Origin of the sequence: Pelobium manganitolerans, assembly GCF_003609575.1 — a bacterium.
Lineage (GTDB): Bacteria > Bacteroidota > Bacteroidia > Sphingobacteriales > Sphingobacteriaceae > Pseudopedobacter > Pseudopedobacter manganitolerans.
This window is the reverse complement of sequence record NZ_MBTA01000023.1, coordinates 57,443-69,902: the sequence shown is the minus strand read 5'-3', so window position 1 is coordinate 69,902 and position 12,460 is coordinate 57,443. Positions and strand designations below refer to the sequence as shown.

Here is a 12,460-nt window from a genome sequence, read left to right as displayed (position 1 = left end):
GGCTATAATTTCGCCAATTTGGGCGCAAAGATAAAAGAATAAGCGTATATTTTTTTAGTTTCGCTTTTTATCACTAAAAGCTTAAGCATCCGCAACCATGCAAGAAGAAATTAAAGCGCAAGAAGAAACGCAAGCTAACACCGAACTTACCATTAACAAAAAAATCAAAAACCTGCTGACTGAAATTGCCCGCTGGGCAAAGTTTGTAGGTGTTGCCGGGTTTTGTGCCACCGGGTTTTTGTTGATTTTTTCGGTAGTAATTGTTTTTTTTGGTGAGGCTTTGTCTCAGCAGTTATCCGCTGAGGGGCAAACCGGCGTAATATTGAACCAAGCAAGCGGCCTAGCCTATATGATAGTGGCGGTGCTATATTATTTTGTATCTAAACGGATTTATGATTTTGCCGTATTTTTACAACAAGCGGTGGCTTATAACGATCAAGAATCTCTGGACTACAGCCTAGATAGGTTACGCGCCTTCTTTAAATTTATCGCCAACGTCATCATCGTAGTTATCTTCTTTTATCTCATTGTATTTGTGTCCTCGCTTTTTATGGGCAAATAGTTTAGCGAAATTACCTAACAATTTGGGCGTTACCCGCTTAGGGCGGGTCGGGCTTTGCGTTACAATCTTTTTGTTTGCTACGCACAAAAAGGATTTTCACTGCAATCCCTAACGCAAACGCATCCAAATACAAAACCCTTCAAAACAAAAAATCATGGCGGTTAAGCCATGATTTTTTTGTTTAAGCACTTATCACAATGGTCTTTGGTTTAGCAGCCAAGGAAACCAGCCACACCGTAATTACCGCCAGCGGGAATGATATAATTGCCGGATTATCCAATTGGTGCAATGCCGTAGCTGGATCTAAACCGTAGCGGCCCCACATTGTTGGCGAGGTAAGAATAATTAACAAAGAAGTTGCTACCCCTACAATGATAGATGCCGAGATGCCTTTTGCTGTGGTTTTTTTCCAAAATAGCAAGAACAATATGGCAGGTAAATTTGCCGAGGCTGCCACAGAAAACGCCCATCCCACCAAAAAAGATACATTCATCCCTTTAAACGCAATTCCTAAAGCTATGGCTAGTGCGCCAACTGCAAAAGCAGCGATTTTGCCCGCCCTTACTTTCTTGGCTTCATCTAAGTTTATCTTAAAATAATTTTCGATCAAATCATGCGCAATCGCGCCAGAAGATGCAATAATTAACCCGGACACGGTGCCTAAAATAGTGGCAAAAGCCACTGCAGATATCACGCTGAAAAGCATCACACCAAAAGCTTTGGCCAATAAAGGCGCCGCCATATTGCTAGATTCTACGTCCATCACTCCATTTACCGCAGCACCCACGCCCATAAACAAGGTTAGCACGTAAAAAGCGCCAATTGCTGCAATGGCTAAAATGGTTGATTTCCGTGCATCGCGTTGCGATTTTACCGTGTAATAGCGGATTAAAATATGCGGCAAAGAAGCTGTTCCTAAAAACAAAGCCAGCATCAGCGAAATAAAATCCATTTTGCTCCACACGCTAGCACCTTTCCCTATTTTATACTTTAAACCCGGTAGCATAAAGTTTTTTCCGGGCGTAACGTTTTGCACAAACAAATCCACGTTGGTGTCGCCGTCTTTAAAAGACACTTTAGAGAAACGGGTAATTTCGCTTTTTTCAACTGTAGAAAGGTATTTTGTAGGGCTTAACGCTCCGGTGCTTTCTACCTCTTTGCCATCTAACATGATTTTGTTCATGTGGCCTACTTGGTAAAACTTGCCGTTTACCGCAGGTTCGCCGTTGTAAAGCTTGGTGCCATTTGCCCCTTCCTCAATAGAAAGTGCTTCCGTTAAAACCGCTTGTCCGTCTTTATCAGAAAGTGAAAACCACCTGCCCACGTTATTTTGCGAAAGCTTTACATAGGTTTTTTCTTTCACCTCTTGCTGCGAAACCACCTGCCAGCCCTCTGCCTGCGTTACTTTCCCATTGCTAACCTGCGCAGGTATAGTTACAAACTCATGGTAATTTTGGCCTTCATGGTTGGGTTTTAGCGATAAACCGTTTTTAAGGATATAAACGGTTAAAACGGTAGACAGTACAATTAACAAACCGCCTTTTATAAATTGCACGTAGGTGGTAGAGGTCATCCCGGCGCTGGCCACAATTACAATAACCACTATGCCTACCAGTACCACACCTACCCAATGTGGCAAACCCAGCAGTGGCGTAACCAAATCTCCGGCACCCACCATTTGCGGTATAAGGTAAAACATCGATACAATTAGGGTACTTATTGCAGCAGTTAATGTTATCGCCCGCGATTTAAAGTTAGCATTAAGTGCATCCGTAAAGGTATATTTACCCAAACGCTTCAAGGGTTCTGCAATGAGAAAAAGTGCCACAATCCATCCAGCTAAAAAACCGATGGAATACAGAAAACCATCATAACCTACGGTAGCAATCATCCCACAAATCCCTAAAAAAGAGGCTGCAGATAAATAATCGCCAGCGAAGGCCACCCCATTTACCGCCCAGTGTATTTGCCCGCCGGCAGCATAATAAGACGAAGCCGATTTGGTTTTACGCGCAAAATAAAAAGAAAGCCAAAGCACAAAGGCTACAAAAAGAACAAAGAAAATGAGTGCTTGATAAGAAATTTCGTAGATCATGGCTGGTTAACCTCCTCCTTAGTGTTCAATTGGTCTTCGTAGCGCGAGCATAAAAAATTGTACAAAATGCCCAGTAACACTGCAAACACGATAAGTCCCATGCCGTAAAACAGCGCCAAGTTAAGGCCTAACGCGAATTCCTGACTGAGCAATTCGTAATTAAAAACGCCGATAACAACAAATCCGGCGTAAAAAAAGGAGTAAATTAAGAAAAAAATGACGCCCAATTTTGCTTTTTTTGAAGAAGCATGGTCAACGTCGAGTTCCACTGCGGGTCCGTGATTCATAAAGGTTTATTTTTTTGGTGACTGCCAATATAAAAAAATTCAGGAAATTTGGCGTGGAGACGTGAGATATTAAATGTGAGACACAGGAGATATGAGATTTGAGAACTGGGAATTTTAAAAAGCCACCAGCCCTGCAAACCAACTAGCACCAGATAGCCAACAAACCAGCTGTCCCGCTATAACTCCCTTCTCCTTTGGAGAAGGGTTGGGGATGAGGCCCTCTAAAGCCAATTCTTCTTCTTAAAATAAATCAGCGTACCTAAAGAAGATATCACCATCAGTAAAATTGCCGCCAGATAGCCATAATCCCAATCCAGTTCGGGCATGGTTTTAAAGTTCATGCCGTAAATGCTGGCAATTAAAGTGGGCGGCATAAAAGCAACGGTTGCCACCGTAAAAATTTTGATGATACGGTTTTGGTCGATGTTGATTAAACCCATGAACGTGTCTTGCAGATACTCTAAGCGCTCAAATGCAAACTTGTTGTGCTCCAATAACGAACTGATATCTTTAATCATGATTTTGAGCACCCCCATAAACTCCTGCGGAAAAATGGATGATTTAATAAGCGACGACAACAAACGCTGCTTATCAATAATGTTCTCGCGCAACATCATATTATCGTTCTGTAACGACGAAATTTTCAATAAATCTTCTTCGTCAACACGCTCATTAGTAGCCTTTAAGCTTCTGTTTAGCTCCGCAATTTCTTTGGCAATATTCTCTATCAAATCTGCATCCTGATCTATACAGGTTTCCAAAATGGTAGATAAAATTTGATAGCCATTTACGTACAGCGTTGGGTTAGCTTTTATTTTTTTAACTGCCTCGCGGAAAGTTTTGATATCATCATCCCGGTAGGTAAACAAAATGCCTTTTTCTAAGATAATGGAAACCGGATTATACTCGAACCCGTTTGGCATAACCGACAAAAAATTGGAGTTGATGATAATTTCGTTGTCCATTTCGCTAAAGCGCGATGAACTTTCAATTTCTTGCGATTCTTCCTCTGATGAATATTTGATATCGAAATAAGTTTCGATCGTAACCTTCTCCTCAATGGTGGGGTTCTGCAAATCAACCCAAACCAAGCTCTCCATCGGTATTTCGCGCAGATGTTCTACGTCAGATTCTTTGGCTAGCCGGGTATTTTTTTTGTAATAAATCCGAAGCATGGGCGCTCAATATAACATTAATTTCCAATTCGTATCTTTGCAAAAATATCATTTGACATTGGAAAAAGCCCTCGCCTTCGGAGAAAAGAACTATAATTATTACAGCGCTTATCTTAAAGAAAAATACCACGTAAAACGTGTTTACAAGGTAATTGTAGACGGCGGTTTCACCTGCCCCAACCGCGACGGCTCTAAAGGTTACGGCGGTTGCACTTATTGCAATGTAGATTCTTTTACGCCAACATCGCGCACCATGGAAACCATGAAACAGCAGATTGAGTTTGGTATGGAGCGCGCCTGGAAACATTATAAAGCCGAAAAATTCATCATTTACTTTCAGCCAAATACCAACACCTACGCGCCAGCACATTATTTAAAAACAATGTACGATGAAGCTTTGAGCGTAGATTTAAGTAACGTTGTGGGCCTTTCTGTAGGAACACGTCCTGATTGTTTGGACATTGAAAAAATCGCTCTACTAGAAAGTTATACAGACAGGCTGGACGTAGATTTGGAAATGGGAATGGAATCCATTTACAACGAAACCTTAGCGCAAATAAACCGCGGTTGCTCGCACGACGAGTTTATTGCCACCATGGGTCTGTTGCAAAACACCAAATTGGATATTTGTGTGCACACCATTTTTGGTTTGCCTGGCGAAACGCATCAAATGATGCTGGCTTACGCCGATGAAATTAACCGCTTTCCGCAAATCAACTTTGTAAAGTTTCATCATTTACACATTGTTGAAGGAAGCATCATGGGCGCTAAATACAAGCGCGAACCTTTCAAATTATTTTCGCTACAAGAATACGCCGATTTTCTTTGCGAGCTTTTACCGCTGGTACGTCCGGATATTGTTATCCAGCGCCTGTTTGGCATTTCTGATTTGGACATGCTAATTGCACCAAAATGGGGACTTAGAAAATCGGAAATCCAAACTTTTATTGATAACGAAATTGAACACAAAGGGGTGGTGCAGGGGTCAAAGTATGTGAACAAGGAGTAAATGCTGAGGAGTAAGGAATAAAGAGTAAGGAGTAAAGAATAAGGACAAAATCGCTAAGGAGCCCCATACTGCAAACGAACAAACTAACACCTAACAACCTAACCAACTAAAGAACAAGGAATAAAGAGCAAAGAGTAAGGACTGAGGCAAAATCGCTAAGGAGCCCCATACTGCAAACGAACAAACTAACACCTAACAACCTAACCAACTAAAGAACAAGGAATAAAGAGCAAAGAGTAAGGATTGAGGCAAAATCGCTAAAAATCCTGCCGTATACCAACAAACTAACACCTAACCAACTAACAACCATGAAAAAACTCAGCATTTTTATCGCGCTATTGCTTTTATCAGCAAGCGACGCTTTGGCAGCCAGCGTGGATACGGTGACTACTTTTAGTCAAAGTATGCAAAAACAAATTAAGGCCGTAGTTATAAAACCGGACAGCTATCAGCAACAAAAACGTTTTCCGGTGGTGTATTTGTTGCACGGATACTCCGGCAATTACGCCAATTGGGTTAAAGCAGCGCCTATCATTAAAACACTGGCGGATCAATATCAGCTAATTATTGTTTGCCCGGATGGAAATTTCGGGAGTTGGTACTTCGATTCACCGAAAGTTGACAAAAGCCGGTACGAGACTTATGTTGCTACGGAACTTGTGAATTGGATTGATAACAATTACAGAACAATCCCGAACCGCGATAATCGTGCGATAACTGGGTTGAGTATGGGCGGTCATGGAGCTTTATACTTGGCTTTCCGCCATCAAGATACTTACAGCATTGCCGGTAGTATGAGTGGTGGCGTAGACTTTAGACCGTTCCCGCTAAATTGGGAAATTGCAAAATACCTAGGAAGCTACGCAGAAAATAAAGAGGCTTGGGACAAAAACACGGTAATTGAGCAAATTAACCTGCTTACACCAAAATCCTTGTCGTTAATTATACAATGTGGCACCGAGGATTTCTTTTACAATGTAAACGTAAAACTGCACGAAAAGCTAACTTACAATAACATTCCGCACACTTTTATTACCAATCCGGGAGCGCATAATTGGGATTATTGGCGCGAAGCCGTACAATATCAGCTATTATTTATGAGTGCAAGATTTACGCGGTAATTTTTTACTGTAACATTTTTTGCATTTTAGCGTCTGTATGCCAAAGCCTTAACCAAGCATGGAGCTGGACCAAAACAGTTTTGAAATTCTATTTAAAAGCAATTACAAGCGCTTATGCAATGTTGCGCTGCGTTTTGTAAACGATTTAGCTATTGCGGAAAATATTGTTCAGGATGTGTTTTGCCGATTTTGGGAAAAGCGACATCAACTGGGCATACAACTTTCGGTACAGGCGTATTTACGTCGCGCTGTCATCAATGAAAGTTTAAATTATCTAAAAAAGGAACAAGCTTTAGCAAAACGCAATGAGGTTTATGCGATGGAAAAAATGGATGAGCGCAACAGCACCGAAGACTTACTTTTTGCAAAAGACGCGCAACAGCAAATAAATTTGGCCATCAACAGCTTACCGCCTGCTTGCAAACAGGTGTTTTTATTAAGCCGTTTTGAAAAATTATCCTATAAACAAATTGCAGAAACCTTAAACATTTCTGTAAAAACGGTGGAGAACCAAGTAAGCAAAGCCCTAAAAATATTGAGAGGGCAATTGATTTTGATTTTTTTATATATTTTTTTTGAGCTGATGTAGGGGTAAAGCATTAGGTCTTTGTCTTGTAGGAAACAACGATATGGAATTAGAGGTTTTAGATCAAGCTATCGCGAATTTTGAAAATGGCGAAATGGAAGCGGAAACTTTGTTAGCGCTTTTAGAGATGGTTCAGAAAATTGTGCTTTAATTTAGATGGCACCAGACGATAAATATTGGATTTTAATCAGCAATTATCTTGCTAACGAGCTTTCTGACACAGAAACTGACGAGTTGCTGTCTTGGGTTGCCGAGGCGCCGGAAAATGGCCAATTACTGCGCGAAATGCAAAGTGCTTGGGAAAAATCCAATGAATATCAAAAAACGCTAAAAACCGATGTGGATGTTGATGCTGCGTGGAAAAAAGTAGAAGCGCGCTTGTTTGCAGACAGCCATCCAAAAACACAATTTAAACCAATGCGGCGGTGGACAAGCATTGCGGCCTCTTTATTTCTGATAATTAGCTTAGCTTGGCTTGGCGTTAGCTACTACCAGAAGCATCAAACCGTTACTTTTGCCAATAATTTAGAAACGCAACAGCAATTGCTTTTGCCAGACGGTTCTAGCATTTGGCTTAACAAAGGTGCAAAAGTAAGCTACAAAAAGGGACTAGAAAATTTATCGCAGAGAGAAGTTGAGCTAAGCGGTGAAGCATTTTTTGAGGTACAGCACAATCCTCAAAAACCATTCATCATTCATGCAGGCGGCACCAAAACGCAGGTTTTAGGAACATCATTTAACGTTGATGCTACTACAAAAAAAGTAAGTGTAGCTGTAATTAGCGGAAAAGTTTCTTTCGCTAAAGAAAACGGTAAAGCGCAACTGTTTTTATTGCCCGGCGAAAAAGGCACCTACACCCCAAATGGCAGTTTGGCAAAAAGCGCTTTTAAAAACACCAACTTTTTGTTCTGGAAAAATCGCCAGCTAAATTTTGAAAATGAACCCTTAAAAAATGTTCTCGCGGAAATCGAGACAATTTACAGTGTAAGGTTTGTAATAAAGAGCAGCAAACTGCAAAACCTTAAGCTCACAACAAGCTTCAAGTCGGCATCCATCCATCAAATTATTGATGTTTTGGAAGCATCGCTGGATGTTAAAATCGAAAAATCTGACAATGCCTATATCGTTGTAAAATAAGGCAATCACAAAAAAAATTGAATATGAAAACTAAAAGACTTTTGGTCTTACTGGCCTTACTGTGCACTTTTTTGCTGGCGCAGGCGCAAAGCCTGAGCGATAAAAAAATTAGCGTAAACTACAAAAACCGCTTTTTGGCCGAGGTGCTTAAAGACCTTAGCAAACGTTATGATTTACCCTTTAGCTACGCCAACAACCAAATTAATTTGGACCAGCGAATAAGCTTAATTGCTAAAAATGAAAAGCTTAGCAAAGTGTTGGACGAGCTGTGCAAACAAACAGCTATGCAATGGCAATTGGTGGGCGGTCAAATTATTTTAAAAGTTGCAAAGCAAAGCCCAGAAAAGCTTAAAGAACCTTTAACGCAAACTTTAAGAGGCCAGGTTGTAGATAAAGATAGCCAAACACCCCTGGTGGGCGTTAGCGTGCAAATTATTTCCTTAGATAAGCCGCTGGCCACCATTACGGATGCGGCCGGGAATTTTAGGTTGGCGAAAGTTCCTGTTGGTCGGCAACATTTGGCAATAAGTTACCTCGGATACGAAACCATTAGCAATCCAGAACTTTTACTCACATCTGCAAAAGAATTGGTATTAAACATCGAGATGAAAGAAGCGGTTAACAGCCTTGCGTCGGTCACCGTTTCCGACTCCAGAGACCGTACAGCGCCGCTTAACGCGATGGCTTCTGTAAGCGCACGTTCTTTTAGCACCGAAGAAACCAGCCGTTACGCTGCCGGAAATTTTGACCCGGCGCGTATGGTACAAAGCTTTCCCGGCGTAACCTTTACGGATGATCTTACCAACAATATTGTCATCCGTGGCAATAGCCCAAAGAATTTACAGTGGCGCTTGGAGGGCGTAGAAATCACCAACCCAAACCATTATGGCGAAGAAGGAAGCTCGGGCGGAGGCATAAGTATGATTAGCTCCAACATGTTGAGCAAATCGGATTTTTTTACCGGTGCCTTCCCGGCCGAATACGGCAATGCGCTAAGCGGTGTGTTTGATTTACAATTTAGGAAAGGCAACACCGAGAAATCTGAAAAAGCATTTATGATTGGCGTTTTAGGCACAGAAATTTCTGCCGAAGGACCGTTTGTGAAAAATAAAAATTCGTCGTACCTGTTTAACTATCGCTACTCCACGCTCGGACTTCTTAAAAAAATAGGCATAAACCCTGTTGGCGATTACGGCACACCAATTTTTCAGGATCTGGCTTTCAACCTTAACTTCCCTACAAAAAACACCGGAACATTTTCTGTTTTTGGGATTGGCGGAATTGGGATACAGCGCGACAGGGCCGATAGAAATGTAAATAACTGGGACAGCTTTGAAGACAAATTTGACCAAGACCTAAATTACAGCTCTTTTAGCGGCGGTATTAAAAACACGAGTTTACTGCGGCAAAAAGGCTATCTAAAAAACATCCTTTCTTTTAGTATGAACCGCAACACTGACCATACCGACACCTTGGACAATAATTTGAATGCCGGTGCTTTTAACCGTGATTTATATTTAAACCAAGCCATCCGCTACTCGGGTATGGTGAATTATAAAACCAGCGAAAAAACAACTTTAAGAAGCGGTGTAATCGGTTCGCTGTTATTGTATAACCTCAATTCGCTATCGTACCGCAGAGAGCTTGGAAAATTATCTCAATTGGTTGATGAAAAAGGCAACAGTTATTTATTAGAGGCTTATACGCAACTGCAATATCAGCCCACAGGAAAATTTACTTTAAATGGCGGTTTCCACGTCAATTACTTCGGCCTTAGCCAAAAAGTTAATGTAGAGCCACGCGTAGGTGCTAATTATCACATCAACGATAAAAATGTACTGAATTTTGGTTTCGGTTTACATAGCCGTACCGAGCCCTTGTTGCTTTACTTCGGCACAAAAGAACAGCCCAACGGCGCTATTATCCAATCAAACAAAAAACTGGAACTTACAAAATCTGCCCATTTTGTTTTAGGATTCGAGCACCGCTTCAATGAAGCCCTAAAGTTCAAAACAGAAACCTATTACCAAAAGATGTTTGACGTTCCGGTTAGTCCGAACCCAAGTTTCCCCATCTCTACCTTAAACATAGACAACTCGTACCTTATTTATTATAAAAATTACGATTTGTTGGTGAACAAAGGCACAGGCGAAAACTACGGGATAGAGTTTAGTTTAGAGCGTAGCTTAGAGAACGGATTTTACTTCCTGGGCACGGCATCGCTGTACAGCTCCACCTTTAACACGATAGATAACAGAACCTTTAATACGCCCTATAACGGAAAATACAACGCCAATGTTGTCATCGGTAAAGAGTATGCGGTTAAAGAAAATGGTAAAAACCTGTTGGGCATCAATGTGAAAAGCACCTTAAACGGAGGCAAACGTTATACGCCTATCAATTTAGCTCAATCTATTGCAGAAGATGATGCCGTTTTTTACGATGACCGAACTAACACGTTAAAAACTTCTGATTATTTCCGCACAGATTTTTCCATCAGCTACCGGATAAATCGGCCGAAAGTGAATCACTTCCTCATTTTAGATGTCCAAAACCTCACCAATAAACAAAATGTGCAAAGCCAGTTTTATAGCAGGGAAAAACAAAAGATTGAAAACATTTACCATAGTGGCCTATTGCCAACTTTTAATTATAAAATTCAGTTTTAAACCTTAAAGATTTACATCCATGAGAACTTACCTTATCTTATTAACTTCAATATTATATTTAAGTGCATGTAGCAAAGACCGCTTACGTGGCGAAGGTCCAACGGTAACCGAAAGCAGAAGCATTAATGCATCCGAACTGCAAACCGTGCGCGTAAACGGCAGTACCAAGCTCCACATCAGTTACGGTACCGTGCCGGAATTAAAAGTTAAAGGCTACGGAAATTTGGTGGCCGCGCTGAGCACAACTTTGAAAAACGGCGTACTGACTGTTGAATTTGAAAATCATTACAATGTTAGAAACGACAATACAGAGGTGTTTTTAATTTTACCAAAATCTCCTAATATTTACCTTAACGGCTCGGCAGATGCGTTTATCAGTGGCAATTTTGAGCCTGTAAATCATATCTTTTTTAAGATAAACGGCTCTGCAAATATTAACGCCGGCGCTTTTGTTGCAGAAAGCTTAGACGTTAATATCAGTGGATCGGGGAACGTTAATTTGGTCAATATAGATGCAAGCGATGCCAACGTTAGCATTAGCGGAAGTGGCGAGGTAAAAACAAAAGTGAGCGATAAACTTTTAGTAGCCATTAGCGGTAGCGGCCGGGTGTTGTACCTGGGCAATCCGGAGGTACAGTCGAACATCAGCGGATCGGGAAAGGTTCAAAAGATTTAAATTGTCATAAATTAGCCATAGCAAAAAGCTATATTTTTAAATTTATTGCGATTTTTTAATTTTACCGCCCGGGCTAGCTTACACACCTTAACGCTTCTGAAGGCCCTCATCTGAGAAATATGGGATTTATTTTAACGAAGGTAGACACGGTAGATACCATCAGTCCTGAAGATTTTAAGAAAAACTATCTGGACAAAAACCGCCCCCTAATTATTAAAAACCTCACCAAAGATTGGCCTGCCCGCGAAAAGTGGACCATAGATTACTTTAAATCTGTGGCCGGCGAAATTGAGGTGCCATTGTACGACAATTCAAAAGCTGATCCTTCTAAACCTATTAATGCCGCCGCAGCGCGGATGAAGGTGAAAGATTATCTGGATATTTTAAAAAGTGGTCCTACGGAGCTTCGGATATTTTTGTTCAACTTTTTTAAGCACATCCCTAGTTTAAAAGACGATGTGATTATCCCGAAAGATTTGATGGGCGGTTTTATTGAGAGCCTGCCAACGATGTTTTTCGGTGGCTCCAACTCCGTTACGTTTTTGCATTATGATATAGATATGCCACACATTTTCCATACGCATTTTGGCGGAAGAAAACATGTGATTTTGTTCGAATACAAGTGGAAACGCAGATTGTATTGCATCCCTAACGCCACCTACGCTTTGGAAGATTACGATGTTTTAAATCCGGATTTCGAGAAATTTCCAGCATTAAAGGGCGTTGAGGGCATGGAAGCTTTTTTGGAGCATGGCGATACCTTGTTTATGCCAACAGGTTATTGGCATTGGATGAAATATATCGACGGATCTTTTTCGCTCAGCCTGCGCGCTTGGGATAAATCTATCGCCCGCAAAGCGCATAGCATTTATAACCTTGCCGTTAAAGGCGGTGTGGACAGTTTAATTAAATTGATTTTTAAAGAAAAATACGCAAATTTCAGAGAAAAACTAGCCATAAAAAGAGCCAATCGCGCTTATGCGAAAGGCACTTTGTGAGGTTTGCCCAGTTAAACCGGGCTGAAGCCCTGTTTTATCGAATGGGCAGATCTGAAAATTCGTTTAAAATATATCAAACCGGGCTGAAGCCCGGTTCTATTGATTAATGAACATCGGAAAAACCGTATCAGGGCTGAAGCCCCGT

The 12,460-nt window shown here is 41.1% G+C and carries 11 protein-coding genes; 8 read left to right on the top strand and 3 right to left on the bottom strand.

Annotated elements, in window-relative coordinates; genetic code table 11:
* Positions 1–97 precede the first annotated feature (97 nt).
* On the top strand, positions 98–562 hold the full coding sequence (locus BCY91_RS08890; protein WP_120181609.1) for a hypothetical protein: 465 nt from the start codon (positions 98–100) through the stop codon (positions 560–562).
* Positions 563–743: 181 nt separating this feature from the next.
* Here BCY91_RS08890 and BCY91_RS08885 read toward each other — a convergent pair whose 3' ends face one another.
* The 3 genes from BCY91_RS08885 to corA form a co-directional block, all read right to left on the bottom strand.
* On the bottom strand, positions 744–2,657 hold the full coding sequence (locus BCY91_RS08885; RefSeq protein ID WP_120181608.1) for a solute symporter family protein: 1,914 nt from the start codon (positions 2,655–2,657) through the stop codon (positions 744–746).
* Complete coding sequence (locus tag BCY91_RS08880) at positions 2,654–2,944, bottom strand: DUF485 domain-containing protein (RefSeq protein WP_120181607.1); 291 nt, start codon at positions 2,942–2,944, stop codon at positions 2,654–2,656. Before BCY91_RS08880 ends, BCY91_RS08885 begins: the two co-directional genes overlap by 4 nt.
* Before the next feature lie 221 nt (positions 2,945–3,165).
* A complete protein-coding gene (gene corA, locus BCY91_RS08875) occupies positions 3,166–4,119 on the bottom strand; it encodes a magnesium/cobalt transporter CorA (protein ID WP_120181606.1) in 954 nt (317 codons plus the stop codon).
* Positions 4,120–4,177: 58 nt separating this feature from the next.
* Here corA and BCY91_RS08870 point away from each other — a divergent pair, with 58 nt between their 5' ends.
* From BCY91_RS08870 to BCY91_RS08840, 7 genes are all read left to right on the top strand, one after another.
* Positions 4,178–5,128, top strand: coding sequence for a TIGR01212 family radical SAM protein (locus BCY91_RS08870; RefSeq protein WP_120181849.1), 951 nt, complete (start codon positions 4,178–4,180; stop codon positions 5,126–5,128).
* A 308-nt stretch (positions 5,129–5,436) separates the two neighbouring features.
* Positions 5,437–6,249, top strand: coding sequence for an alpha/beta hydrolase (locus BCY91_RS08865; protein ID WP_120181605.1), 813 nt, complete (start codon positions 5,437–5,439; stop codon positions 6,247–6,249).
* A gap of 58 nt (positions 6,250–6,307) precedes the next feature.
* Positions 6,308–6,838 (top strand): RNA polymerase sigma-70 factor, encoded by a 531-nt coding sequence (locus BCY91_RS08860; RefSeq protein WP_120181604.1) that lies wholly within the window; start codon positions 6,308–6,310, stop codon positions 6,836–6,838.
* Between the two features lie 153 nt (positions 6,839–6,991).
* Positions 6,992–7,972: a FecR family protein gene (locus BCY91_RS08855; protein ID WP_120181603.1), complete on the top strand. Its 981-nt coding sequence runs from the start codon at positions 6,992–6,994 to the stop codon at positions 7,970–7,972.
* A gap of 23 nt (positions 7,973–7,995) precedes the next feature.
* Positions 7,996–10,641, top strand: a complete 2,646-nt coding sequence (locus tag BCY91_RS08850; RefSeq protein WP_120181602.1) for a carboxypeptidase-like regulatory domain-containing protein — start codon at positions 7,996–7,998, stop codon at positions 10,639–10,641.
* 19 nt (positions 10,642–10,660) lie between these two features.
* Positions 10,661–11,317, top strand: coding sequence for a GIN domain-containing protein (locus tag BCY91_RS08845; RefSeq protein ID WP_120181601.1), 657 nt, complete (start codon positions 10,661–10,663; stop codon positions 11,315–11,317).
* Between the two features lie 119 nt (positions 11,318–11,436).
* Complete coding sequence (locus tag BCY91_RS08840; RefSeq protein ID WP_120181600.1) at positions 11,437–12,315, top strand: cupin-like domain-containing protein; 879 nt, start codon at positions 11,437–11,439, stop codon at positions 12,313–12,315.
* Positions 12,316–12,460: the final 145 nt, after the last annotated feature.